The 24,320-nt window shown below is 59.7% G+C and carries 23 protein-coding genes; 9 read left to right on the plus strand and 14 right to left on the minus strand.

What is annotated here, in order from left to right; translation table 11 throughout:
• The 3 genes from xdhB (at position 1) to CFBP6623_RS10595 (ending at position 4,469) form a co-directional block, all read left to right on the plus strand.
• Complete coding sequence (gene xdhB, locus CFBP6623_RS10585) at positions 1 to 2,340, plus strand: xanthine dehydrogenase molybdopterin binding subunit (protein WP_046797885.1); 2,340 nt, start codon at positions 1 to 3, stop codon at positions 2,338 to 2,340.
• Positions 2,341 to 2,447: 107 nt separating this feature from the next.
• Positions 2,448 to 3,302, plus strand: coding sequence for a xanthine dehydrogenase accessory protein XdhC (gene xdhC / locus CFBP6623_RS10590; RefSeq protein ID WP_046797884.1), 855 nt, complete (start codon positions 2,448 to 2,450; stop codon positions 3,300 to 3,302).
• A gap of 237 nt (positions 3,303 to 3,539) precedes the next feature.
• Positions 3,540 to 4,469, plus strand: coding sequence for a LysR substrate-binding domain-containing protein (locus CFBP6623_RS10595; RefSeq protein WP_046797883.1), 930 nt, complete (start codon positions 3,540 to 3,542; stop codon positions 4,467 to 4,469).
• Here CFBP6623_RS10595 and CFBP6623_RS10600 read toward each other — a convergent pair.
• Positions 4,445 to 4,783, minus strand: coding sequence for a hypothetical protein (locus CFBP6623_RS10600; RefSeq protein ID WP_046798405.1), 339 nt, complete (start codon positions 4,781 to 4,783; stop codon positions 4,445 to 4,447). The two genes, CFBP6623_RS10595 and CFBP6623_RS10600, sit on opposite strands and share 25 nt — an antisense overlap.
• A 462-nt stretch (positions 4,784 to 5,245) precedes the next feature.
• On the opposite strand from CFBP6623_RS10600, the gene puuD reads away from it, so the two are divergent.
• The 3 genes from puuD to CFBP6623_RS10615 all read left to right on the plus strand — a co-directional run bounded on the left by puuD (position 5,246) and on the right by CFBP6623_RS10615 (position 8,845).
• A complete protein-coding gene (puuD, locus tag CFBP6623_RS10605; RefSeq protein WP_046797882.1) occupies positions 5,246 to 6,508 on the plus strand; it encodes a urate hydroxylase PuuD in 1,263 nt (420 codons plus the stop codon).
• A complete protein-coding gene (guaD, locus tag CFBP6623_RS10610; RefSeq protein ID WP_046797881.1) occupies positions 6,505 to 7,815 on the plus strand; it encodes a guanine deaminase in 1,311 nt (436 codons plus the stop codon). The genes puuD and guaD overlap by 4 nt, the downstream gene beginning before the upstream one ends.
• A gap of 307 nt (positions 7,816 to 8,122) precedes the next feature.
• Positions 8,123 to 8,845, plus strand: a complete 723-nt coding sequence (locus tag CFBP6623_RS10615; protein WP_080842526.1) for a sulfite exporter TauE/SafE family protein — start codon at positions 8,123 to 8,125, stop codon at positions 8,843 to 8,845.
• A 30-nt stretch (positions 8,846 to 8,875) separates the two neighbouring features.
• On the opposite strand, the gene CFBP6623_RS10620 is transcribed toward CFBP6623_RS10615, so the two are convergent.
• Positions 8,876 to 9,457, minus strand: a complete 582-nt coding sequence (locus CFBP6623_RS10620) for a hypothetical protein (RefSeq protein ID WP_082178716.1) — start codon at positions 9,455 to 9,457, stop codon at positions 8,876 to 8,878.
• A gap of 177 nt (positions 9,458 to 9,634) precedes the next feature.
• Here CFBP6623_RS10620 and CFBP6623_RS10625 point away from each other — a divergent pair, with 177 nt between their 5' ends.
• On the plus strand, positions 9,635 to 10,768 hold the full coding sequence (locus CFBP6623_RS10625; RefSeq protein WP_046797879.1) for an alpha-hydroxy acid oxidase: 1,134 nt from the start codon (positions 9,635 to 9,637) through the stop codon (positions 10,766 to 10,768).
• A 205-nt stretch (positions 10,769 to 10,973) separates the two neighbouring features.
• On the opposite strand, the gene CFBP6623_RS10630 is transcribed toward CFBP6623_RS10625, so the two are convergent.
• Complete coding sequence (locus tag CFBP6623_RS10630) at positions 10,974 to 11,318, minus strand: DMT family transporter (RefSeq protein WP_046797878.1); 345 nt, start codon at positions 11,316 to 11,318, stop codon at positions 10,974 to 10,976.
• Positions 11,315 to 11,899, minus strand: a complete 585-nt coding sequence (locus CFBP6623_RS10635) for a TetR/AcrR family transcriptional regulator (RefSeq protein WP_046797877.1) — start codon at positions 11,897 to 11,899, stop codon at positions 11,315 to 11,317. Before CFBP6623_RS10635 ends, CFBP6623_RS10630 begins: the two co-directional genes overlap by 4 nt.
• Positions 11,900 to 12,090: 191 nt before the next feature.
• Between CFBP6623_RS10635 and CFBP6623_RS10640 the strand changes: the two genes are divergently transcribed.
• The gene (locus CFBP6623_RS10640; protein ID WP_046797876.1) at positions 12,091 to 13,392 is read left to right on the plus strand and encodes a D-alanyl-D-alanine carboxypeptidase; all 1,302 of its coding nucleotides are present in this window, start codon (positions 12,091 to 12,093) and stop codon (positions 13,390 to 13,392) included.
• Between the two features lie 3 nt (positions 13,393 to 13,395).
• Here CFBP6623_RS10640 and CFBP6623_RS10645 read toward each other — a convergent pair whose 3' ends face one another.
• From CFBP6623_RS10645 to CFBP6623_RS10685, 9 genes are all read right to left on the minus strand, one after another.
• A complete protein-coding gene (locus CFBP6623_RS10645; protein WP_046797875.1) occupies positions 13,396 to 14,139 on the minus strand; it encodes a metallophosphoesterase family protein in 744 nt (247 codons plus the stop codon).
• Positions 14,140 to 14,144: 5 nt separating this feature from the next.
• Complete coding sequence (gene uraH, locus CFBP6623_RS10650; protein WP_046797874.1) at positions 14,145 to 14,501, minus strand: hydroxyisourate hydrolase; 357 nt, start codon at positions 14,499 to 14,501, stop codon at positions 14,145 to 14,147.
• The gene (locus tag CFBP6623_RS10655) at positions 14,498 to 14,998 is read right to left on the minus strand and encodes an ureidoglycolate lyase (protein ID WP_046797873.1); all 501 of its coding nucleotides are present in this window, start codon (positions 14,996 to 14,998) and stop codon (positions 14,498 to 14,500) included. Before CFBP6623_RS10655 ends, uraH begins: the two co-directional genes overlap by 4 nt.
• 3 nt (positions 14,999 to 15,001) lie before the next feature.
• Entirely contained in the window at positions 15,002 to 15,268 is a 267-nt protein-coding gene (locus CFBP6623_RS10660) for a HepT-like ribonuclease domain-containing protein (RefSeq protein WP_232370398.1), read from the minus strand.
• Between the two features lie 92 nt (positions 15,269 to 15,360).
• Entirely contained in the window at positions 15,361 to 15,654 is a 294-nt protein-coding gene (locus tag CFBP6623_RS10665; RefSeq protein WP_046798403.1) for a nucleotidyltransferase family protein, read from the minus strand.
• Between the two features lie 53 nt (positions 15,655 to 15,707).
• Complete coding sequence (gene uraD, locus CFBP6623_RS10670) at positions 15,708 to 16,205, minus strand: 2-oxo-4-hydroxy-4-carboxy-5-ureidoimidazoline decarboxylase (protein ID WP_046797871.1); 498 nt, start codon at positions 16,203 to 16,205, stop codon at positions 15,708 to 15,710.
• On the minus strand, positions 16,205 to 17,128 hold the full coding sequence (gene puuE / locus CFBP6623_RS10675; protein ID WP_046797870.1) for an allantoinase PuuE: 924 nt from the start codon (positions 17,126 to 17,128) through the stop codon (positions 16,205 to 16,207). Before puuE ends, uraD begins: the two co-directional genes overlap by 1 nt.
• Positions 17,129 to 17,333: 205 nt before the next feature.
• A complete protein-coding gene (locus CFBP6623_RS10680; protein WP_046797869.1) occupies positions 17,334 to 18,041 on the minus strand; it encodes a DUF1045 domain-containing protein in 708 nt (235 codons plus the stop codon).
• 96 nt (positions 18,042 to 18,137) lie between these two features.
• Positions 18,138 to 19,361, minus strand: coding sequence for an NAD(P)/FAD-dependent oxidoreductase (locus tag CFBP6623_RS10685; RefSeq protein ID WP_046797868.1), 1,224 nt, complete (start codon positions 19,359 to 19,361; stop codon positions 18,138 to 18,140).
• On the opposite strand from CFBP6623_RS10685, the gene mnmD reads away from it, so the two are divergent.
• Positions 19,360 to 20,115: a tRNA (5-methylaminomethyl-2-thiouridine)(34)-methyltransferase MnmD gene (gene mnmD, locus CFBP6623_RS10690; protein ID WP_080841927.1), complete on the plus strand. Its 756-nt coding sequence runs from the start codon at positions 19,360 to 19,362 to the stop codon at positions 20,113 to 20,115. The genes CFBP6623_RS10685 and mnmD overlap by 2 nt on opposite strands.
• A gap of 33 nt (positions 20,116 to 20,148) precedes the next feature.
• Here the strand turns inward: mnmD and CFBP6623_RS10695 are convergent, their stop codons facing one another.
• On the minus strand, positions 20,149 to 23,847 hold the full coding sequence (locus tag CFBP6623_RS10695) for a response regulator (protein ID WP_062654265.1): 3,699 nt from the start codon (positions 23,845 to 23,847) through the stop codon (positions 20,149 to 20,151).
• Between the last annotated feature and the right edge of the window lie 473 nt (positions 23,848 to 24,320).

Below are 24,320 nucleotides of genomic sequence, written 5' to 3' on the forward strand. Positions count from 1 at the left end.
ATGGACACCACAAGCTTCGACAAGACCAAGACCGAAATCGACGGCCCCATCCACACGTCGCTCCGGCACGACTCCGCCCATAAGCATGTGACGGGCAGCGCCGAATATATCGACGATATCCCTGAGCCCGCCGGCCTCATCCACGGCGCGCTCGGCCTTTCCGACCGGGCGCATGCCGAAATCGTCTCGATGGACCTTTCCGAAGTCGAGGCCACACCGGGCGTCCTGTGGGTCATGACCGGCAAGGACGTGCCCGGCGAAAACGATATCTCGTCAGGCGGTCGCCACGATGAACCTTTACTGGCCGAGACAAAGGTCGAATTCCACGGCCAGCCGATCTTCGCGGTTTTTGCCGAAACACGCGATATCGCCAGAAAGGCGGCCCGCAAGGCAAAGATCACCTATAAGGATCTGCCGCATTTCACCGATATCGATACGGCGATTGAAAATGGCGGCGCGCTTGTCATCGATCCGATGACGCTGAAACGCGGCGATGCCAAGATCGAAATGGATGTCGCGCCGCGCCGCCTCACCGGCACGATGCGTATCGGCGGGCAGGAACATTTTTATCTCGAAAGCCACATCGCCATGGCCGTGCCGGGCGAGGATGACGAGGTAACGCTGTGGAGCTCCACCCAGCATCCGAGCGAAATCCAGCATATCGTCAGCCACATCCTGCAGGTGCCGTCCAACGCCGTCACGGTGCAGGTGCGCCGCATGGGCGGCGGCTTCGGTGGCAAGGAAACGCAGGGCAACCAGTTCGCAGCCCTTTGCGCCATCGCCGCCAAGAAGCTGAACCGAGCCGTGAAAATCCGCCCGGACCGCGACGAGGACATGACGGCCACCGGCAAACGCCACGATTTTCGCGTCGATTACGAACTGGGTTTCGATGAGGAAGGCCGCATCCATGCTGTCGACGCCACCTATGCCGCCCGCTGCGGCTTTTCCTCCGACCTGTCCGGCCCGGTCACGGATCGTGCGCTGTTCCACGCCGATTCCAGCTATTTCTACCCGCATGTGCACCTCACCTCGCGGCCTCTGAAAACCCACACCGTCTCCAACACCGCCTTTCGCGGTTTCGGCGGCCCGCAGGGCATGCTGGGCGCGGAACGTTTCATCGAGGAAATCGCCTATGCGGTGGGCAAGGACCCGCTCGATATCCGCAAGCTGAATTTCTACGGCGAAACCGGCTCCGGCCGCACCACGACGCCCTATCACCAGGAGGTCGAGGACAATATCATCGCCCGCATCGTCGAGGAGCTGGAAACCTCCAGCGACTATCGCGCGCGGCGAGAGGCGATCGTCGAGTTCAACAAAACGAGCCCGATCATCCGCAAGGGCATCGCGCTCACGCCTGTCAAATTCGGCATTTCCTTCACCATGACCGCCTTCAATCAGGCCGGCGCGCTGGTGCATATCTATAATGACGGCTCCATCCACCTGAACCATGGCGGCACCGAAATGGGCCAGGGCCTTTATACCAAGGTGGCGCAGGTGGTGGCTGATGCCTTCCAGGTGGATATCGGCCGGGTGAAGATCACAGCCACGACGACGGGCAAGGTGCCGAACACGTCAGCTACTGCAGCCTCCTCCGGCACCGACCTTAACGGCATGGCCGCCTATGACGCGGCCCGTCAAATCCGTGAAAGGCTCGTCAAATTCGCCGCCGAGAACTGGAACGTGCCGGAAGAAGAGGTCGCCTTCCTGCCGAACCGGGTGCGCATCGGCCTTGAGGAAATCGCCTTCAATGATTTCATCAAAAAGGCCTATTTCGCCCGCGTGCAGCTTTCCGCCGCCGGTTTTTACAAGACGCCGAAAATCCACTGGGACCGCGCCGCCGGCCGCGGCACGCCGTTTTATTACTTCGCCTATGGCGCGGCCTGCTCGGAAGTGTCGATCGATACGCTGACCGGCGAATACCTGATGGAACGCACCGATATCCTCCACGATGTCGGCAAATCGCTGAACCCCGCCATCGATATCGGCCAGATCGAGGGCGCCTTCGTGCAGGGCATGGGCTGGCTGACCACGGAGGAATTGTGGTGGGACGGCAAGGGGCGGCTGCGCACCCATGCGCCTTCCACCTACAAGATCCCGCTCGCCTCCGACCGGCCGAAGAGCTTTAACGTCAGGCTGGCGGAATGGGCGGAAAATGCCGAACCCACCATCGGCCGCTCCAAGGCCGTGGGCGAACCGCCCTTCATGCTGGCGATCTCGGTTCTCGAAGCCCTCTCCATGGCCGTCGCCTCCGTCGCCGATTACAAGGTCTGCCCGCGCCTCGATGCGCCGGCAACGCCCGAGCGGGTGCTGATGGCGGTGGAACGGCTGAAGAAGGTGTGAGGGAGGACGTACCCATGCGGCCGAGCCCCCTCATCCGTCCCTTCGGGCCACCTTCTCCCCGGCGGGGAGAAGGTGGCGCGCAGCGCCGGATAAGGGGGCCAGCCCCAATGCCTGACACTTCCTTATCCACTTTCCTCGCCCGCTCTCCCGCAACGATCCTCGTGGAAATCGAGGCCGTGAAAGGCTCATCCCCGCGCGAAGCCGGCACCTTCATGCTGGTCTCAGAGGCTGACTTGTGGGAAACCATCGGCGGCGGGCAGTTCGAATATATGGCCATAGACCACGCCCGCGCCATGCTGCGGAGCGGCGTTGCCGAAGACCGGATGGATATCCCGCTCGGCCCGGAAATCGGCCAATGCTGCGGCGGCCGCACCCTCATCCGGTTCCGGCTGATAACGGCGGAAATCGCGGCAGCGCTTGAAGCGCGGGTTAAGGGCGAGGCCGAGCAGCAGCCCGCAGTCTTCATTTTCGGGGCGGGCCATGTCGGCAAGGCGCTGGCCGAGGCCCTGTCGCTTCTGCCTTTGACGCTAACCGTGGTGGAAACCCGTGAAAACGAGCTGCGCGATCTTTCTCCCGGCGTCGCATCCGTGCTGACCCCGATGCCGGAGGCTCTCGTCGCGGAAATTCCCGCAAACGGTGCGGCCATCATCGTCACCCACGATCACGCACTGGATTTCCTGATTGCGAAGGAAGCGCTTGCCCGCGACGATCTCGCTTATGTCGGCATGATCGGTTCCAAGACCAAACGCGCCACCTTCGCCCATTGGCTGGAACGGGAAGGAGAGCCCCCTTCCCGGCTTCAAAAACTCATCCTGCCCATCGGCGGCACAAGCGTGAGGGACAAGCGCCCCGCCGTCATAGCGGCCCTTGTGGCAGCCGAGTTGCTGCAAGCATTTTCCGCTGCCGAAATCCGTCGCAACGAAAATCGACACGCCCATCCTCAAGACCAAGATCACGCTTGAGCCCATCGGGCAGGCTTTCATCAGCCAGATTGTCCGGCTGAAAGCTCTCAAAGGCAAACTGTTCCGCTGTCCGCAGGCCCGCACGCAGGCGGGACCACGCGCGCAAAAGTGCTGTGCGCATGTTCGTCTCCATTCAAAAATGTCAGAAGCTCAGTTGATGAATTGAGCTAAAAATGCTCTGGTTTCAGGAGAAAAACCAATGAAACCTTTGGCCTTTGGCATAAAGAGAACTTATCCATGAAGATGTCTCGCCAGTTCCCCCTGAATGCCCTGCGCGTCTTCGATGCCGCCGCAAGGCATCTGAGCTTCACCAAGGCCGGCGAAGAGCTGGGCATGACGCAGACGGCAGTAAGCTATCAGGTGAAGCTGCTGGAGGAGAACATCGGCGAGCCGCTTTTCCTGCGCACGGCACGGCAGGTATCGCTGACGGAGGTGGGAGAGAAACTGGCGCCCAAGGTTGCCGACGCCTTCAATACGCTGCGGGAGGCCGTCGACAGTGTGCGCGAGACACCCGACGCCACCCTGACCATACATTCCACGGCCACCTTCGCATCACGCTGGCTGTCGCGACATCTGGGCGCCTTCCAGCTTGAACATCCCTCCATCGCCGTCAGGCTGGAAACATCGGGCGCCCTGATTGATTTCAACCAGTCGGACTGCGATGTCGCCATTCGCTGGAGCCGGGACGACGGCAAGGGATTGACCTATCATCGGCTGCTTCGCGGCGTTTATACGCCGATGCTGCATCCCGATCTTGCGCAAAGCATCGATGGTTTGAAGACGCCTGAAGACCTTCTGCGCCTGCGTATCATCGATCCCGGTGACGTGTGGTGGAGCCAATGGTTCCGGGAAGTCGGTATTGAAAATCCTGATCTGGAGCGTTATCCGCGCAGCCGCCTCAACGTACAGGCTTTCGAAGCCGCAGCGGCGATCGCCGGTCAGGGTGTGGCCATGCTCACCCCTGAACTCTACGCCGATGAGATCGCGCTTGGCCGTCTTTACCAGCCCTTCGAGCATCTCAGCAGCGAAGGAAAGAACTACTGGCTCGTCTATCCCGAAAACCGGAGGAACATCCGCAAGATCAAACTGTTTCGCGACTGGATATTGAAGCGGATCGAAGAAAGCCGGCCGCCGCAGCCCCATCAATACCCCATGTCAGGCGCGTAAAAACAGCGCGGCGTATCCTCGTCCGGAAACAGGCAAAGATGATATTCGCCGTCCTCCGACCGTCTTGCCTCGCTCTGCGACCAATTAAACGTGTGGCGTCGCGTCACCATGCGATGATCGCCGGGGGCGAGCGAAACCTCATATCCGTCGGGCGTGACACGAACGCTGCGCGTTGGGATCATCTGGCAGTCGCCGGTTTCGGCATCGCCATTGCAGCAATAGCTTTCATATTTGAACCCCTTGTGGGATTCATGGGCAAGTGCCGTGGCGGTGAACGCCAGAGATAAGAAAAGGACCGTCAGAACAAGGCGCATCGGCATGGTCTCCGTTGAAAACAACGGCGGCTGCCGGAAGGTCATTGCGTCCCTTCATTCAAATTCCACACATCAACACGCACCCGGACACAACGGCACCGGGAACCGCGACACCTGCCCCTGATCTCCCCCGCCACAGGGTCCGCAGCACCCGCTTTCGGAATAACCGCCAGCGAAACATGTCATGGAAGCTTTAAAAGCTCCGCAGCCCTATATTTTAGCACATCACCAGACTGCTCACGAAATAATAGCTGAGTCGCGTTAGCCAGCTAAGCACAAACTATGCGGCAGCAAACCGTCACCGCAACTTTGCCGGGCCTGTTGTCGCAAATATTCCACCCGATTGATGTTGTGCACACAAGCGAACCGGATTGTGAACAATCGCCTCCCATCCTCTGCTTTTCCCTTCCCTAACGGCCAAATTTCTCGCAAGGTGCGCTGCACAAGGATCAGGGGAACCGCATGTACGAATATGCCATTGCGTGGGAATGGATGGCCTTTGCCGTCCGATGGCTCCACGTCATCACCGCCATCGCCTGGATCGGCTCGTCCTTCTATTTCATCGCGCTCGATCTCGGGCTGGTCAAACGGCCGCATCTGCCGCCGGGAGCTTACGGCGAGGAATGGCAGGTGCATGGCGGCGGCTTTTATCACATCCAGAAATATCTGGTTGCGCCTGCCCAGATGCCCGAGCACCTGACATGGTTCAAATGGGAAAGCTATGTCACCTGGCTTTCCGGCTTCGCCATGCTCTGCATCGTTTATTACGGCGGCGCGGATCTCTTCCTCATCGATCATTCCGTGCTGGCGCTCACCCAGTTCCAGGCCATCTGTCTGTCGCTCGCTTCACTGGCCATCGGCTGGCTGTTTTATGATTTCCTCTGCAAATCGCCGCTCGGCAACAATACCTGGGGCCTGATGATCGTGCTTTACGTCGCGCTGGTGGCAATGGCATGGGGTTATACGCAGGTCTTCACCGGCCGCGCCGCCTTCCTGCATCTCGGTGCCTTCACCGCCACCATCATGTCGGCGAATGTGTTCTTCATCATCATCCCGAACCAGAAGATCGTCGTCGCCGACCTGATCGCCGGGCGCACGCCGGACCCGAAATATGGCCGCATCGCCAAGCAGCGCTCGTTGCACAACAACTACCTGACGCTGCCCGTCATCTTCTTCATGCTGTCGAACCATTATCCGCTGGCCTTTGCCACGCAGTTTAACTGGATCATCGCCGCACTCGTCTTCCTGATGGGCGTCACCATCCGACACTGGTTCAACACCACCCATGCCCGCAAGGGCAAGCCGACTTGGACCTGGCTGCTGACCGCGCTGATCTTCATCGTCATCATGTGGCTTTCCACCGTGCCGAAGGTGCTGACCGGCGAAGAAGAACAGAAGGCCGCCACCCTTTCGCCGATGCAGCAGCAATTCGTCAGCGACGCCCATTTTTCCAAGGCCCGCGATGTGGTTCAGGGCCGTTGTTCCATGTGCCATGCGGCCGAGCCGGTGTGGGAAGGCGTGCCCTTCACACCGAAATCGGTGAAGCTCGAAACCGACGAACAGATCGCCGCCCATGCCCGCGAAATCTATTTGCAAGCCGGCCGCAGCCATGCCATGCCTCCCGGCAACATCACCGCCATCACCCCGGATGAGCGCAAGGTGCTGACCGCCTGGTATGAAAGTGCGGTTTCCGGGGCCGGAAAAGCCGAAGGAAAGACTGAATGAGCATGGTTCTGCTGCGTGGCCGCCTGCTGAGCTTCCGCCGCGCGCCGCTCGCAATCGACGATACGCAAAGCTATCTTTACATTGAGGATGGTGGCCTGCTGATCGAAGACGGCCGGATCGCCGCCATCGGCGAATACGCCGATATCCGCAAGCAAGCCCCCGAAGATATCGAGGAAAAGGACCACCGGCCGCATCTCATCGTGCCGGGCTTCATCGACATGCACCTGCATTTTCCGCAGATGCAGGTCATTGGCTCCTACGCCGCCAATCTCCTGGAATGGCTGAACACCTATACTTTCCCGGAAGAATGCCGCTTCGTCGAAAGCGCCCATGCCCAGCGCATCGCCACGCATTTTTACGACGAGCTTCTGCGCCACGGCACCACCACGGCCGCTGCCTATTGCTCCGTGCACAAGACCTCCGCCGACGCCTTCTTCACTGAGGCCATGAAGCGCAATATGCTGATGGTGGGCGGCAAGGTGATGATGGACCGCAACGCCCCGCAGGGCCTGCTCGACACGCCGGAAACCTCCTATGACGAGACGCGTCAGGTCATCGCCGACTGGCACGGCAAGGGCCGCAACCACGTCGCCATCACACCCCGCTTCGCCATCACTTCCACGCCGAAGCAGATGGAAGCCGCACAGGCGCTGGCGCAGGAATTTCCCGATCTCTTCATCCAGACGCATCTCTCGGAAAATCTCGACGAGATCAAATATACCTGCGAACTCTACCCTGATGCGACCGACTATACCGATATCTATGTGCGTTACGGCCTGATGGGCAAAAAGACCCTGCTCGGCCACGCCATCCATCTCTCCGAGCGCGAGGCGGACGTGCTGTCGGACACCGGCGCGGTGGCGGTGCATTGCCCCACCTCGAACCTCTTCATCGGCTCCGGCCTGTTCCCGATGAAAAAGCTGCAGCGTCGGGAAAAGCCCGTGCGCATCGCGGTTGCCACCGATATCGGCGGCGGATCGAGCTATTCCATGCTGCGCACCATGGACGAGGCCTACAAGATCCAGCAATTGCTGGGCGAGCGCCTCAACCCGCTGGAAAGCTGGTATCTGATGACCCGCGGCAATGCCGAGGCCCTTTCCATGGTCGACCGCATCGGCACGCTGGAGGCCGGCACGGACGCGGACATCACCGTGCTGAACGCCTCTTCCACCCCCGCCATGGCGCTGAAGATGGAAGTGGTGAACAGCCTGACGGAAGAACTCTTCCTGATGCTGACCATGGGCGACGACCGCACGGTGGTGGAGACCTATGTGGCCGGCAGGGCGATGAAGAGCGTGCTGGCATAGTTCGGCTGAGGCCGAAACATAAAGCTGCGGCCTCCTTTATATCGGTCACATATTGGAGTGAGCGGGTGCTGCTCGTTTCTTCTCCCCGCCGGGGAGAAGGTCGCGGCAGCGGGATGAGGGGGCAAGCTTGCGGTCTATCGCTGGCGTTGCCCCCTCATCCGACCCTTCGGGCCACCTTCTCCCCGGCGGGGAGAAGAAGCCGTGTCGCACCCGCTCGATTCTTAATGATCGTCCAACGCCATACCGGCCAAAACGAGAATGACCTCTGGAGTGCGCCGTGCCGGATTTGGACACAACCACCATACTCATGGTTTTCGCGACCTTCACCGTCGCGGGCATCGTCAAGGGCGTGACCGGCATGGGACTGCCCACCGTCGCCATGGGCGTGCTCGGCCTGTTCATGCCGCCTGTCGTCGCCGCAGGCCTGCTCATCCTGCCATCCTTCATCACCAACATCTGGCAATTGCTGGCCGGGCCTGATTTCCGGGCCATCGTGAAGCGGCTGTGGCCGATGATGATCGCCATTGCCCTCGGCACCCTCATCGGCATCCGGCTGATGACATCAGGCACCGGCGTCTGGACCACCTCGGCGCTCGGCCTGTGCCTTGCGGCTTACGCGGCCTATAGCCTCTTCGCCAAACCCCTCTCCGTTCCGCCACGGCTGGAAGCCAGGCTCTCCCCGGTCTTGGGGCTGGCAACCGGCCTCTTGACCGGCGGCACCGGAATTTTCGTCGTGCCCGCCGTGCCCTATATCCAGTCGCTCGGTTTCAGCCGGGATGATCTCGTGCAGGCGCTCGGCCTTTCCTTCACCGTCTCCACCGTCGCGCTCGCCGCAGGCCTTGCTTCCCAGAATGCTTTTCATGTCGAGCATCTGTCGCTTTCCGCGCTGGCCGTTCTGCCAGCGCTTCTCGGCATGTGGCTTGGCCAAAAAATCCGCCATATCGTCAGCCCGGCGACGTTTCGGAGCTGGTTTCTCATCTGTCTGCTTCTGCTAGGCTTCGAATTGTTTCTGCGTGCATTCTGGAATTAACCCGCGCTGTCGCCAAGCACGGCAAGCACATTATTTCAACGGTTTGATAGCCGTGTAGCTTACGGTTTCTTCGTTACTGGTACCTTCGTCGTAGATCTTTGCAACCGTTGCAAGCAGATCCGGCGCATAAACCGCCGTCCAGCGTTCAACTTCCTCACCGTTTCTTCTGACGTCGTAAAGGACGTTGAAAACGTCATAACTGCAATAACCGATAGAAAAAGCCCGTCGTTTTGTAACGGCAAGGTCCAGAGTCCACTTCTCCTTAAAAGCATCGGCGTCCAGCGGAATGAATTCGAAAGTGCGGCGGGCACCGACTCTCAACGGCCAGAAATCGTTCAAATTCGACGTGAAATACTGATTGTAATTCCCGTCATTTCCCGAACGGAAAATTTCTATAAGCCCTTGATACAGGAAAGCCTTCTGTTTTCCACCGTCAGCAAAGCCATGTTGAACGGAAACCACCGGTCCCGATGTTTTGAATTCGCTTTGCACGCCACTATGACTAAGGACAAATCCGCTCTTATGACTCTTGACCGAAGGGCACTCCGCTGCAAAAGCAATATTTGGAACTATAAGAACGGCAGCAAAAATTCTAAGTAAGTATATAAACATGATTAAAAATTCCAATTCGGATATATACTTATAGAATTGCCCGATACCAAGAAAATATCAACTATAATTTTGAGGTGAAAGCGATTCAAAAAAACCCTCAAACTGCGACTGTCCAACTCGCGCACCGACATCGAATATGATATGTGAAGCCATCATTTAAATGTGAAGGCTTTATCCATGGGCAAAATCCTGACCATAGCTGACCTGAAAAATCGGGCCCAGCGCCGTGTGCCAAAAATGTTTTTCGACTACGCCGATAGCGGCGCGTGGACGGAAAGCACCTACCGCGCCAATGAGGATGATTTTGCCAAGATAAAGCTGCGCCAGCGCGTGCTGGTTGATATGACAGACAGGTCGCTGGCCACCGAAATGGTCGGCGAGAAGGTTTCGATGCCGGTGGCGCTCTCCCCCACAGGCCTGACCGGTATGCAGCATGCCGATGGCGAGATGCTGGCGGCCAAGGCAGCGGAAGAATTTGGCGTGCCCTTCACGCTTTCCACCATGAGCATCTGCTCCATCGAGGATGTCGCTTCCGTCACCTCGAAACCCTTCTGGTTCCAGCTTTACGTGATGAAGGACCGGGATTTCGTCAACAATCTCATCGACCGGGCGAAGGCCGCCGGCTGCTCGGCGCTGGTATTGACGCTCGACCTGCAAATTCTCGGCCAGCGCCACAAAGACCTTCGCAACGGCCTCTCCGCACCGCCGAAATTTACCCCGAAACATATCTGGCAGATGGCGACCCGGCCGAAATGGTGCATGGACATGGCCCGCACCAAGCGCCGCAGCTTCGGCAACATCGTCGGCCACGCCAAAAATGTCTCCGACCTCTCCTCGCTCTCCTCCTGGACGGCGGAGCAGTTCGATCCGCGCCTGTCGTGGAAGGATGTCGAATGGATCAAGGAACGCTGGGGCGGCAAGCTGATCCTCAAGGGCATCCTTGACGAGGAAGATGCCCGCGCCTCGCTCGATACCGGCGCCGATGCCATCATCGTCTCCAACCATGGCGGCCGCCAGCTCGACGGTGCGCATTCCTCCATCGCCATGCTGCCGAAGATCGTCGATGCCGTCGGCGATAAAGTCGAGGTGCATATGGATGGCGGCATCCGCTCCGGTCAGGATGTGCTGAAAGCCGTCGCACTCGGCGCCAAAGGCACCTATATCGGCCGCCCCTTCCTCTATGGCCTCGGTGCCGATGGCAAGCAGGGCGTGACGACGGCGCTGGAGATCATCCGCAAGGAGATGGATGTCAGCATGGCGCTTTGCGGCAAGCGGCTGATTACGGATGTGGACCGCAGCATTCTGGCGTGATGTTGGAAAAGGCAGAAGGCGTTCCGGAGATGCGTCGGAGGCCGCTCCATTCTCTGCCGTCATGCCGGACTTGATCCGGCATCCAGCCACGGCGCGTCTGCGCCGTGAAAGAGTCTCTCGCGATCAAGGACTTGATCGCGCTGGACCCCGGATCAGGTCCGGGGTGACGGCGTGAGGATGTTGATCCCGCATACGCCCCGCCCTATCAATGCCCCACCGTCTTCGAAAACACATTCACAATCACCACCCCCGTCACGATAAACCCGAGACCGATGACGGCGGCGAGATCCAGCGTCTGGCGAAACACGAAATAGCCGATGCCGGAAATCAGCACGATGCCGAGCCCGCTCCAGATCGCATAAGCCACACCGACCGGCATGGCGCGCAACGTGAACGACAGCAGATAAAAGGCCGCACCGTAAAACAGTGCCATCAGCACCGTCGGTAGCAGCCTCGTGAATTGCTGCGACTGCTGCAGGAAAGACGTCGCGATAACCTCGCAAACAATAGCCGCGACGAGCGCCCCATAGGTAAAAAGTGCCGCGTTCATCGTTCCATTTCCTTTTTCGTCTGGGCGATCATCCGGGCCTTGAGAGCCGCCCTGTCGCCACCTGCCCTGCTATCATCAGCCAGAAGATCGGCAAACCAGATGCCATCAGCCGCGAGCCGCACCATCTCCAGTACCACCCCGTCATCCGTCTCTTTATGACGGGCAAGACGCCCCTCGACCCAACTGGTCCACATGCGCCGAAGCGACGGTTCACCGACCATGGAAACCGAGATCGCCGCCCATTGCCTGCCCGAATCTCGGTCACGATCATCGAAAACCGCGTTCGCATAGGCCCGCGTGAAGCATCCGTAAGCTTCACAATCCTGTGAGATCAGTGCGTCGATTTCCGCGTCCAGCGCCGAAAGAAGGTCCGCCATCACCGCCTCAAGCAGGGCCTGCTTGGAGGCGAAATGATGGAACAACCCACCTTTCGTCACCCCGGCCGCATCGGCCACGGCCTGTATCGAAAGTGCCGCAACGCCCTGATCGGCAGCAAGTTTCGCCGCGCAGTCAAGCAGGCTGCGACGCACGATCTCGGGCTGTTTCTTTCGTTCGTGAGCATTTGTCATTTCCCAAAACATACCGGATGGTAGGTTTCTTTTCAAGAAAATTGTGAGGGCAGCGGATGGGTTGAAATTCATACTTAATTAAGCATGAAAGCGATCTCTAAAGTTTTAGCGGTTTTGTTGCCGGAAAGTGTCAGTAAAACTTGAAATCAACAGCGGCGGTCAAACAAAAGGGGCGGATTATGTCGGGAACGGTCAAACGGGGAATGGCGGGAACATGGGTCTTCGCGCTCGCCTTCTTTTGCGCGATCCTCTCATTGCAGGCATCGCCCGCACAGGCCGGCTACGCCCATTTCATCATGGATGCCAATACCGGCAAGGTTCTGGCGTCCCGCAATGCCGATGTGCTGAACCACCCCGCTTCGCTTACCAAGATGATGACGCTTTACATGACCTTCGAGGCGCTGCATGCCGGCCGGATTCGCTGGGACCAGAAGATAAAGATGTCCAAGAATGGTGCAGCCGTCATCCCCTCGAAGCTTTATGTGCGCCAGGGCCAGACCTTCACCGTGCGCGAAGCCGTTTATGGCATGATCGTCAAATCCGCCAATGACATGGCGGAAGGCATGGGCGATCACCTCGGTGGCTCCGAGGCAAGGTTTGCCGAGATGATGACCCGCAAGGCCCGCCAGCTCGGCATGTCGAAAACGGTGTTCCGCAATGCTTCCGGCCTGCCCAGCAAATCGCAGGTGACGACGGCGCGTGACATGGCGAAGCTCGGTCTTGCGCTGCAGCGCGACTTCCCCAAGGAATATGACCTCTTTGCCATGGAATCCTTCAGCTTCCGGGGAAAACGCATCCGCGGCCACAACAATCTGATGTATCGCTATCGGGGCATGGATGGCATCAAGACCGGTTACACCAATGCCTCCGGCTTCAACCTCGTCAGCGCCATCAACCACAATGGCCGCCGCGTCGTCGGCGTCGTGCTGGGTGGCAAGACCGCACGCAGCCGCGATGCCCAGATGGCCGCCCTTCTCGACAAGGCCGTGCCGCAGGCATCGAGAAGCCGCAACACCGAACAGCTCGTCGCCAGCGCCAATGTCAGCCGCACCTTCGATGTGCCGCCCGCAACCGCGCGCCCCGCTGCCGTACCGCCCGCCTCCGTGCCATTACCGATGTTCGCCGAACGCCGCGTCGATCCGGTCGCCATGCAGATCGCCACGGCCAACAACCAGATGGCCGATATGATGCAGGTTTCCGCCATTCCGCGGCCGGCTCCCGCGGCAGCCTCCGCCGGCCAGTCCACGGGCCAGAGAAGCCGCTGGGAAGTGCAGATCGCCGCAGCAGACAGCGAAGCCGCCGCCCGCTCGCTGCTCGCCAATGCCCGCTCCAACATCGGAAGCTATGCCGGGATCGCCCCCTATACCGAAGCGGTGCAAAGCGGCTCGGCGACCCTCTACCGCGCCCGCTTCACTGGCTTCGAAGACCAGTCTTCGGCGGTTTCCGCCTGCAAGGAACTGAAGGCGCAGTCTTACGCCTGCGTGGTAATGAACAGCGAGGGGTAAGTTTTACCGCTTGAGCCAGCCGCTCGCCAGCGCATCGGCCAGATAGGGAATGCCGTTGACCCGTGCCATCTCGGCCATGGCCAGATTGTCATAGCGGATATTCCGGAAATAGACCTGCCAGCCGCGCCCGGTTTCTTCCAGCACGGCATAGCTGGCAAGCGGATGACCGGCCTCGACGTGGTGGTCGAAAGGCGTATCGTCCTTCCAGCCGGGGCAGCCGACGCTGCCGGGATTGACGATCAGCCGGCCATCGGAAAGCTGCACCGCGCGGGGAATATGGGTATGGCCACACAGCATCAGCGGCTGGGTGATCCCTTCCGCCCTTGCCTCGATTTCAGCCAGCGGCCGCAATTTCAGCACGCCTTCCGGCGAAAGCGTTTCCAGCCAATAGTCGAGATCGTCAAGCGGCGAGCCGTGGCAGCAATAGGCGACGTCCTTGAATACCATGCTGAAGGGCAACGTCTGAAGCCAGTCCAGATGCGCAGCGGTCATCTGCGCATGGGCCGGCCTTTCCCAGCTCCCCATATCCTCCCGTGCCCGCTCGATAAGTTCCCGGTCGTGATTGCCGCGAATGCTGGGTATCCAGTTGCCCACCAGCACATCACCGGTAAAACCCGCCTCCAGCGGCCCGCTAAAGCAATCGCCAAGATTGACGATCTCCTTGATGCCGAGCCTGGCGATATCCTCCAGCACGGCTTCAAGCGCAGCGCAGTTTCCGTGAATATCGGCGATGGCGGCAAAGATCATGGCAATCAGCTTCCTCGATAGGTGGAATAGCTATAGGGCGAAAGCAGAAGCGGCACATGGTAATGGCCGCTCTCATCGGCAATGCCGAAACGGATCGGGATAATGTCGAGAAAGGCCGGTTCCGGCAGCGCCAAGCCCTTGCCGCGCAGATAATCACCGGCATGGAAAACCAGCTCATATTCGCCCGCCTTGAAACTCTCTCCGACTAGCAGCGGCCCGCCATCCACCCGGCCGTCACTATTGGTCTTCACCGTCTTCAGCTTCTCGCGGCGATCGCCGGAGAGCCGGTAAAGCTCGATTGTCAGCCCTTGCGCCGGCGTACCATGGGCGGCATCGAGAACATGGGTGGTCAGACCGGTCATGGCTTGGGCTCCGCGATCATGAAGGGCTCATCGAAAAAATACTCTTCCAGATTGTTACCCGGCCCTTCGCGGTCAGCAACCAGAAAATCCGAAACCGCCTGCAACGGCATCAGCGGATAATGCCAGACATTGCGGCGGTAATTCACGCCCTGATCGCCACGCGCCAGAAACACCTGCGGCCGCGCCGGCCGGCCTCCGTCATCTTCCGCAACGACGACGAGGAAAGGCCTGCCGGAAAGCGGCGAAAAACTCTGGCTGCCGAGCGGATGCCGCTCCATCATCTCGATTTCATGCGGAAAGACGCGCGGCTGCCCACGGAAAATATTGAGGATGACACGCCCACCCTCGCCCGCCGCCTCGGGTGCGGCAAGCGCATGGTGCCTCTCGGTCTGGCCGCCATTGATGTGGCGCATGGAAGAAGGCGTAGCTTCGATCACATCACCGAAGGATGCGAATGCTTGCTTGGTAAGGGGTTTTATGTCGAGAAAATCAGTCAAATGTCATTCACCTTGGGCATGCCAGTTATGCAGAAGAGAGAGTTTGTCCAGAAGATCAGGTATAGCCGTCTGGGTCGTATCCCAGACCGTTTCCAGATTGATGCTCATATAGCCGTGCGCGATCCTGTTTCGCATTCCGCGCATCTTGACCCAGGGAATATCGGGAAAATCCGCCACGAAAGCAGGGAACTCTTCCATTATCCGCGCAGTCGTTTCGCCGATAATCAAAAGGTTCATCGCGACCGCCCGTTGGCGGACGAGATCAGCCAAAAATTCATCCTTTGTTTTCGGTCGAACGAAGTCGATGGTTTCCGAAGCAACCTGCCTGATATCCTGAAGATAAACGTGCAGCCGCTCGACCCTCATACAGGCTTCGCTTCCTGCAAAACCTTCACACGAATGCGCTCGGGAAAATCCCCCGGCGTCAACAGATGAATTTCCGTGCCACGCATGATGGCCGATAGCTCTTCCAACAGGCCACCCAGATCAAACAAGGTGGCCCCCGGCAGCGCATCCACCAGAATATCCAGATCGCTGTCCGGCCGGTCCTCGCCGCGCGCAACGGAGCCGAACACGCGCGGGTTTGCCGCGTTGAAGCGTTTCGTCGCTTCGCGGATCGCTTCCCTGTTCTTTTCCAGCGCCTCGGACGGTCTCATGATCTCAATCTCCAGACGGCGCGATTCTAGCAGAACGGCCACCGCTCGCCAATTCAACCCTCCGGCAGTATCGCGGAAAGGCGAAGCCAGGCGATCTTCTCCACCTGCGCCGTCGCGGTCGCGAACTCTTGCGCCGCGTCATTGCCAATGCGGGTTTCGAAGGCGGAAAGAATATCGTGCCTGTTCAGCCCCTTGACCGCGATGATGAAGGGAAAGCCGAATTTTTGGGTATAGGCGCTGTTCAGCTCAGTGAAACGGGCGTGCTCTTCGGGGGTAAGCCGGTCCAGCCCCGCCCCCGCCTGTTCGTTGCGGCTATCGGCCGTCAGTTCGCCCGCAATCGCCAGCTTGCCGGCAAGATCGGGATGCGCCCGTAATACACCAAGCCGTTCGGCCTCTGAAGCGGCGCGGAACTGCGCGGTGAGTGCGGCATGAACCGCCTTCGCCGCCAAATCACCCTCGACCGCACCGGCATCATAGGCACGTTCGGCGATGAAGGGCGAATGTTCGAACACGCCACCAAAACGGGCGACAAATTCCTGCCGCGCCGACATCACGGAGCCACCGGCTTGTGGTGTTCATGCCAGTGCCGGGCGATCTCGATCCGCTGCGGGATCCAAACCTTGTCATGGCTGAGCACATATTCGATGAAACGGCGAAGTGCCGCCGCCCGGCCGGGCCGACCGACAAGACGGCAATGCAGGCCGACGCTCATCATCTTCGGCGCGCCTTCAGCGCCTTCCTGATAAAGCACGTCGAACGCGTCTTTCAGATAGGTGAAGAACTGGTCGCCGGAATTGAAACCCTGCGGCGTGGCAAAACGCATGTCGTTGGTGTCAAGCGTATAGGGAATGATCAGGAAAGGCTCATCCTTCGCACCCTTCACCCAGTAGGGCAGATCGTCGGCATAGGAGTCCGACGAATAGAGAAAACCGCCCTCTTCCATGACGAGGCGCAGCGTATTGTCCGAAGGCTTGCCCTGATACATGCCGTAAGGTCGTTCACCGGTCACCTCCTTATGCAGGCGCACCGCTTCGGTTATGTGCTTGCGCTCTTCGTCTTCGGAGAAATCCTTATATTCCAGCCAGCGATAACCATGGCTGGCAATTTCCCAGCCCGCTTCCTTCATGGCCGCAACGGCTTCCGGATTGCGGGCCATGGCGGCGGTCACGCCATAAACGGTGGTGGTGACGCCAAGACCTGTGAACATGCGCCACAGCCGCCAGAAGCCGGCGCGCGAACCATATTCGTAGATCGATTCCATGTTCAGGTTGCGCTGGCCGGGCCATGGCTGGGCGCCGACGATTTCCGACAGCAGCGATTCTGACGCCTTGTCATTATCGAGAATGCAGCTTTCGCCGCCCTCCTCGTAGTTGATGACGAATTGCACGGCGATGCGCGCGCCGCCCGGCCATTTCGGATCGGGAACATGACGGCCATAGCCCACCAGATTGCGGGAGTAATTGTCGGAAATCATTCAGCCACCCAAGACATCTCTCCCCAGGCGAAAACCGATTTAGGGAGACATAAACAAATCTCCAAAGCGCGCCGACCCCGGAATGGGTAAACGGCGCAAACTTCGGATATGCGATGCCGAACGGTATCATCCGCATCCGGAATGTCGAGATCAATTTTGCCGACATTCCGATGCTTTTTTGTATACGATTATGGGCAGCCGTTTCTCAGGCAATCTTGCGGGCGGACACGCGGCCCATGGGATGCAGCGAATGCACCCGGAAGGGCGCACCCGGTTCATCCTCGATGAAGAGAGCAAGGCTGGAAAATTGCAGTTCCCGGGTCAGCAACGGCTCGAAAACCTTGCGCACGGCACGCTCGATTCTCTGGCTGCTGGCAGGCTCAACACCGCCCGTCAGCGACATCTGGAACCGGAACTCATCCATCACATGCGGGCTGCCCCAGCGGTGCAGGTTGGTGAGCTGCGAGGCCGAAAGCCGGTCCGGATCCGCCCGCTCGATTTCCGCCTCGGAAAGCGGCGCGCGGTAACGGTCGAATTCCTGCACCACGCGGGCGGCGAAAAAATGCAGCACTTCGCAGGGGCGCTCGGGGACGAGGCTGAAGACATTTCCATGCCTTGCCACCACGAGTTGTGGAAGCGTGAAAGGATCCTGCTTGCCGGAGAAATACATCAGGTCGCGCAAAAGCGCGGCCTCGGAATGGCCCTCGGCAAGCCGGAAAGGAGCCTTGATCGTGCCATGGAAACCGTAACGGCGTGGCAGCGCCGTGTGGTATGAAATCTCCTGCATGCCGAGATCGATCATGCCCGGCGGCTCCACCGCCTGACCGGAATAGGCATCGCGCCCCAACCACGCGGCGGCTGCCTGCGTCAGGGGGTCATTGGGGGTAGGCGTGAAATGAATGGCGTATCGCATGCGCTGTCACCTCGCCGCAAAAGCGGCCAAACCGGCCTCGTTGCAGGCCAGCAAATAGGTGATTTGCATGACAGATTAACGACGTGGACGGCCTGATCAGCACTTTCCAAAGTCCGTGACGGCAATATTCACGTGTTGTTGAAGGCGAAACCCGGCGGGCAGGACAGGTGTCTTCCCGCACACGGTTTGCAACGCCGCATCGGCAAGAAAATGGGCAAGACCGAAGCTGACCTTGAAACCACCCGAAAGCGCAACAAGCTTCGGACAACCGGCAACCGACCCCACCATCGGGTCTCTCCCGACCGCCTTTGGCCGCAGGCCGGCCCACCGTTCGAGAACTCGTGCGCGGGCAAGCGATGGCACCACCGCACACGCCTCGGCAAGCAGCTTTTCCAGCTTTTCGTCGGTGCTGAAAGGCGCAGAAAAACAATCTTCGCTGGTACTGCCGATGGCGACGGTGCCATCCTCATGCGGCACGATATAAAGACCGTTCAGGAAGACGACCGGCATGGCCGGGTCAACCGCCGTGTCAAGAAGCGCTGCCTGCCCCTTCACCGCCTGCCCGAGCGAAACGCCGGCCGCAAGGCCGAGCGCATCGCGGATCAGGGGGAAAGAGCCATGCCCGTTGGCGACAATGGCATGGCTGAAGACAATCTCTTCCCCCGAAGACAGCATTGCCCGCCCGGCCTGCAGGTCGAGTGAGACAACACGGCGCTGCTCCGCCACCCGCACGTGATGCGCCTTGCGGAGAAACGCCGAGAGAAGGGCGATCATCGCGCGCGGCGAAACCCGCGCCGCCAGCGTATCCAGCACAAAACCCGCCTGACCCGCCGCATCATCCACCCATTCAAGAACGGAAGGCCGGTCACCGACATGCCAGTGGAACTGGCGCTCGCCCGAAACCCAGTTTTCCCCGGCATCCCGTTCGTGCCGCTCCGCGATGCCGCGCAAATGCGGCTTGGGCAGCGGAATGATCCGGCCGCAACGGCGATAACCGGCGGAAAGCCCGGTATCGGCTTCCAGCTCGGCAATTTCCGTTTCCAGCGCCACGAGGGCATCGAACTGGAACTGCTTCTTGTCCGACCAGCGGTCCGGCATATGCGGCATCAAGGCGCCAAGCAGCCCGCCGCTTGCTCCACTGCCAAGCTGCTCCGCCTCCACCAGCAGAGTGTCTATTCCGAGCCGTTCTGCCTTGACGGCGGCCCATAGCCCCATAATGCCGCCACCGACGATGAGGAGCGGTATGGAACCGGGCAATGTTGACACTGCCAATCTTGGAGATTGACCCTGTTCGAAAGCAGGATTATCGGCATTAGCCATGAAAAATTCCAACGACACTATCCCAGAGGCTGGCACAGAGACCGGTTCCTTAACCGGAGAAACCCGCACCGCGCTCGACTGGCGTGATGGGGATATGCCCTATTCACTGGCCTTTGACGACCATTTTTATTGCCAGACGGATGGCCGACTGGAATGCGGCCATGTCTTCCTGTCCGGAAACGGCCTGCCAGAACGTTGGCTCGAACGGGAGGGCGCCTTCCGCATCGGTGAGCTGGGCTTCGGCACCGGCCTTAATCTCTGCGAGACATGGCGCCAATGGAAAGAAGTCCGCAACGGCCGCTCCAGGCTGCATTTCATCTCCTTCGAGCTTTACCCGATGAAGGCGGACGAAATCGACCGGGCGCTTTCCCGCTGGCCGGAGGTAGATACTGAGCGCAAGGCGCTCGTCGCCCTCTGGCCGGAAGAGCCACAAGGCAGGGTCGAAATCGAACTGGATGGCGAGACGCGCCTGACGGTGGTCTGCGGCGAGGCCCTTGCCGGAATCTCCAACAGCAACGAGAGTTTCGACGCCTGGTTTCTGGATGGCTTCGCGCCGGCGCGTAATCCAGACATGTGGTCGCTGGAAATCATGCAGGCGCTCTTTGCCAAAACGGCGTCGGAGGGCACATTCGCCACCTATGCCGCCGCCGGTTTCGTTCGCCGCAACCTCATCGCCGCCGGTTTTGATCTGGAGCGCCGCAAAGGGTTTGCCGGAAAGCGGGAGATGCTCTGCGGCACCAAACGGCCCGCCTGAGGTAATTCCGAAAACCGTCGCCGCGCCGGATGATCAGACGCCTGGCGCATCACGGCGGGGCATGGCATCCCCCAGCCATTGCGCGATCTTGTCCTCGAGAATTTCAGGACTGATCGGTTTCGACAGATAATCATCCATGCCCGCCTGCAGGCAAAGTTCCCGGTCAGCCTCCTGCGTATGGGCGGTAACACCGATGATCGGCACGTGCCGGCCGTCAGCCGCCGCCTGTTCGGCGGCGCGGATGGCGAGCGTGGCCTGATGGCCGTTCATGACCGGCATCGAGACATCCATGAGGATGATGGCGGGATTGTTTTCCTCCCACGCCTGAACCGCCTTCTTGCCGTTGCCGACGATCAGGAAACGCAAACCCGCCTGCTGCAAAATCTGGGTGAAGACAATCTGGTTGACGTCATTGTCCTCGGCCACCAGCACGTCGATCAGGCTCGGCCTGCGGCGTTCGGGAACAGCCGGGTCCGCTGGCAGAATACGCTGTTTCTTTTCAGCCAGACGCCTTTCCGGGCGCACGGCTCCGCCGCTTGGCTCCAGCGCCAGCGGCTGCAAGCGGGCACGCTTCAGCCGCACATCCCGCACCACATCGAACAGGGTGGAGCGCAAAAGCCGCGCCCGTGCCGGCTTCATCAGATGCGCCTGCACGTTGAGATCGGTAAACAGCGTCTCGTCGCCCACCACATCCATGGAGGTCAGGAACACGATGGCAATCTCATCGAAACGTCGGTCCGCACGAATACGCTCGACCACATCCAGCCCGTTCATGACAGGCATATGATAATCGAGAATGACGGCATCGATGGCAAAGCCGAGCGACACGGCCTCCTGCAGCACGGCGATGCCGGACGGGCCGTCCTCCACCGCATGGCCATCAATGCCCCATGTCTTCAGCTGCTCGGTCAATATACGGCGATTGACGTCATTGTCGTCGATGACCAGCACCCGGATATCGTCGATCGCCACGGACATAAGCGGAACGTCGCGCCGCCTTTCGGTGACCTGAAATGGAATATTGACCTCGAAGGTCGATCCCTTGCCGACCTCGCTCACGACATTGATCGAACCGTCGAAGAGACCGACAAGGCCGACCGTGATCGCCAGTCCAAGCCCTGTTCCCTCGTGCCGGCGCGTCGCCGAACCATCCACCTGGATGAACTTGTCGAAGATGGTCTCGAGCTTGTCGCGCGGAATGCCGATGCCGCTGTCTTCGACGCGCAGCGAGAGCATGGTTTCGGACGCCTCGGCCGACTGCGCAGCAAGCTCGATCAGCACATGCCCCGTTTCGGTGAATTTAACGGCATTGCCGACGAGATTGGTGACGATCTGACGGAACCGCCCGGCATCGCCCATGACCTTGCCGAAAACCGACGGGTCGATCCGGACAACCAGTTCTATGTCCTTTTCCAGCGCCGCCGAGGAGAGGAGCGAAACCACATCCTCCACCGCTTCGGCCGGATCGAAAGGCACGCTGCGCAGCTTCATCTGCCCGGCCTCGATCTTGGAAAAATCGAGAATGTCGTTGATGATCGTCAGAAGGGCATTGCCTGACTTGACGATGATATCGGTAAAGGTCTTCTGGCGCGTATCCAGATTGGATTTGGCCAGAAGCTCCGCCATGCCGAGCACGCCGTTCATCGGCGTGCGGATTTCATGGCTCATATTGGCCAGGAATTCCGATTTGGCGCGATCCGCCGCTTCCGCCCGCGAAAGCAGCCGCTGCAACTCTTCCTCGCGCAGCTTCATCTCGGTCACATCAGTGACGATGACGAGCCAATAATTGCCGGAACTATTGGTGGCTTCCAGATTGAGCCAGGTTTTGCCGGCCACATGGATGAGCCAGGAAAACGGCTGGTTGGCGGCGATATTGTCTTTCCAGGCGGCGAGCGTCGCCGCCGCCTCCTCGGCGGTGCCGAAATCTCCGCGCTTGGCACAATGGGCAAAGAAACCCGACCAATTGCGGCCTTTTTCCAGGAGATGCGGCGGCACGTCGAACATCCGCGCCATCGCTTCGTTGGACATGATGATCGTGCCCTGCTCGACCAGCACCAGGCCCTGCGCCATGGCGCGCGTGGCGCCCTGCATATATTCGCCGACGCGCTCCAGCTCGACCTTGGCCTTCATGATCTCTGCATCGCGCATGCGCACATCGGTCACGTCGGCGTAAGTGCTGAGGATTTTCCCGCCATCGAGGCGGGTTTTCGAGATGACGGTGACCTTGCCGCTTTTGCTGCGCACTTCGCGGGGGGCAGAGGCCTCCTTGCTGAGAAGCCGCTCCGTTCGCTGGCTATAAAGATCGTCGAAGGACATGTCGCCGTAGTCGTAAAGGCCGCTTTCGAAATTCAGCTCCATGAAGTCGCGATAGCTTTTGCCGACCAGCGACTTCTCGCCGCCAATTTCGCCCCAGACCTCGTAAAAGAACGGATTGACATATTCGATGACGAGATCGGCATTGATGAGCAGCACCCCCACCGGCAGGGCGTGAAGAATCGCCTCCAGCTGGCGGTGCAGCGCCTCTGCCCTGGCCTGTGCCGCAATCAGCGCATTTTCACGGTCCTGCAACAGGCTGACATCGGTGACCGAGCCGACCAGATAATATTCGTCGTCAGGCGTCGCCACCCGGCCGAGGCGGGTGATGACGGGAACGGAGCCGCCATCCGGCAGCGGCAGGGTTTCCGCCTTCTCAATCGCCTCGCCGGTTTCAAGCAGCCGCTCGTTTTCAAGGCGGGACTGCTCGCCGGTCGCCGGAAACATCTCGTTTTCGGTCTTGCCGATGAAATGGGCGAGATCGCCTCCGACAAATTTTTCATAGGCCGCATTGGCAAAAGTCAGCCGCCTGTCGTGATCGCGCAGGAACACCGCCACCGGCAGTTGCTCAAGCGCGGCGCGCAGCAGCCAGGTCTCGCGGATCTGCGTGCTGAGCAGGGTCTCATGCGCCTTGAACTCGGTCACGTCGATGCGCAGACCGACCAGCATGCCGTTTTCCAGCCGCTTGTTGACCATGCGCACCCAGCGGCCATCGGCAAACTGCTCCACCCTTTCCAGATAGGGCAGGGAAAAATCCCGCAGCTGCTCCTGCTTCCAGCTTTCAAAAGCCGGATCGTCCACTTTCGCGCGGCTGTAACCGCTGGAAAAATAGACCGCTTCCATCAGCGCTTCGAGCCGCATGCCCGGCTTCAGCGCAACACCGAAGGCACTGTAGAATTCCACGAAGCGGGCGTTGCAATAGATCAGCCGGTTTTCATCGTCATAGATAACGATACCGGCGTCGATGAGATCGATCACACCGCTGCCGAACAGCAATTCGGAGGCGTTATCGCCGCTGGAAAAGCCCTCAATGGCAACCGCCGGCATTTCCTCGAATGCTTCGAACAGGAAGAGATTGCCGTCATCGCCGATAAAACGTTCGCAACGAAGCGTATATGGCCCGGAAGACGCCGCACCATGACAGGCGATAAGCTCATCCGTGGCGAAGACCAGCGAGCGGCGCTCCCTGTCTTCCCGCTCGGCATCGCGAATATCGGCGGAGAGGGAAAGGCTCGTTTGCCCCTGAAACGCTGCGGGTGGACGCCCCATGATCCGGCCATAGGCGGCGTTGACCATGAGATAGCGCAGCTCGCTGTCCTTGATGCACGCGGGCAGGTCCAGGGCGGCGACGGCCCTGTAAGCTTTTTCCAGCAACCCGCTGCCTTCGGTCAATCGATACTCCACACCGTGCAGTTCCATTTCTGTCGAATCAAATATTTCCGGATATCGTCGTAAAAACGTTATGTGATAAAATCGCCGTTTGCTATGTACCGAGCGGCACCGCTACCCTTTTTTAACCATAATTATTCGCCCCGACGCGCCATTCCAGCCATAACCGCCCGACCTTGCGCATGGCTGCCATGCGTCGCCCGACAGCGGCATTATAAAACTATCGCTTGACTTTAACGCGCAAAACGCCCACATGCCGGTCAAGCTTTCACCTTCGGCAGCCGCGTGAGCTGCAGCGTATGTCCAGAACGACTTGTTCCAAGAGAAATCTGGCCCGCATGAAGGAAAAGCGCAACGAATACAGAAGACGGCATTTGCCGCACTGATGCGCAGAAAGTTATTCCAACCCACAAGTTCCCAATTCACGCGGGGTTCTTGACGCCGAAACCACCGGACAGCAGCCCTGCTCCGGCTGAGTTTGTTTTGGCGCCCCGAAAGGCAAT

Origin of the sequence: Agrobacterium tumefaciens (assembly GCF_005221385.1) — a bacterium.
GTDB classification, from domain to species: Bacteria; Pseudomonadota; Alphaproteobacteria; order Rhizobiales; family Rhizobiaceae; genus Agrobacterium; species Agrobacterium tomkonis.

Bases quoted from the DNA above. Each gene is read 5' to 3' on its own strand.
- xdhB (WP_046797885.1), top strand. From the start codon at position 1: ATGGACACCACAAGCTTCGACAAGACCAAGACCGAAATCGACGGCCCC.
- xdhC (WP_046797884.1), top strand. From the start codon at position 2,448: ATGCCTGACACTTCCTTATCCACTTTCCTCGCCCGCTCTCCCGCAACG.
- CFBP6623_RS10595 (WP_046797883.1), top strand. From the start codon at position 3,540: ATGAAGATGTCTCGCCAGTTCCCCCTGAATGCCCTGCGCGTCTTCGAT.
- CFBP6623_RS10600 (WP_046798405.1), bottom strand. From the start codon at position 4,783: ATGCGCCTTGTTCTGACGGTCCTTTTCTTATCTCTGGCGTTCACCGCC.
- puuD (WP_046797882.1), top strand. From the start codon at position 5,246: ATGTACGAATATGCCATTGCGTGGGAATGGATGGCCTTTGCCGTCCGA.
- guaD (WP_046797881.1), top strand. From the start codon at position 6,505: ATGAGCATGGTTCTGCTGCGTGGCCGCCTGCTGAGCTTCCGCCGCGCG.
- CFBP6623_RS10615 (WP_080842526.1), top strand. From the start codon at position 8,123: ATGGTTTTCGCGACCTTCACCGTCGCGGGCATCGTCAAGGGCGTGACC.
- CFBP6623_RS10620 (WP_082178716.1), bottom strand. From the start codon at position 9,457: ATGTTTATATACTTACTTAGAATTTTTGCTGCCGTTCTTATAGTTCCA.
- CFBP6623_RS10625 (WP_046797879.1), top strand. From the start codon at position 9,635: ATGGGCAAAATCCTGACCATAGCTGACCTGAAAAATCGGGCCCAGCGC.
- CFBP6623_RS10630 (WP_046797878.1), bottom strand. From the start codon at position 11,318: ATGAACGCGGCACTTTTTACCTATGGGGCGCTCGTCGCGGCTATTGTT.
- CFBP6623_RS10635 (WP_046797877.1), bottom strand. From the start codon at position 11,899: ATGTTTTGGGAAATGACAAATGCTCACGAACGAAAGAAACAGCCCGAG.
- CFBP6623_RS10640 (WP_046797876.1), top strand. From the start codon at position 12,091: ATGGCGGGAACATGGGTCTTCGCGCTCGCCTTCTTTTGCGCGATCCTC.
- CFBP6623_RS10645 (WP_046797875.1), bottom strand. From the start codon at position 14,139: ATGATCTTTGCCGCCATCGCCGATATTCACGGAAACTGCGCTGCGCTT.
- uraH (WP_046797874.1), bottom strand. From the start codon at position 14,501: ATGACCGGTCTGACCACCCATGTTCTCGATGCCGCCCATGGTACGCCG.
- CFBP6623_RS10665 (WP_046798403.1), bottom strand. From the start codon at position 15,654: ATGAGACCGTCCGAGGCGCTGGAAAAGAACAGGGAAGCGATCCGCGAA.
- uraD (WP_046797871.1), bottom strand. From the start codon at position 16,205: ATGTCGGCGCGGCAGGAATTTGTCGCCCGTTTTGGTGGCGTGTTCGAA.
- puuE (WP_046797870.1), bottom strand. From the start codon at position 17,128: ATGATTTCCGACAATTACTCCCGCAATCTGGTGGGCTATGGCCGTCAT.
- CFBP6623_RS10680 (WP_046797869.1), bottom strand. From the start codon at position 18,041: ATGCGATACGCCATTCATTTCACGCCTACCCCCAATGACCCCCTGACG.
- mnmD (WP_080841927.1), top strand. From the start codon at position 19,360: ATGAAAAATTCCAACGACACTATCCCAGAGGCTGGCACAGAGACCGGT.
- CFBP6623_RS10685 (WP_046797868.1), bottom strand. From the start codon at position 19,361: ATGGCTAATGCCGATAATCCTGCTTTCGAACAGGGTCAATCTCCAAGA.
- CFBP6623_RS10695 (WP_062654265.1), bottom strand. From the start codon at position 23,847: ATGGAACTGCACGGTGTGGAGTATCGATTGACCGAAGGCAGCGGGTTG.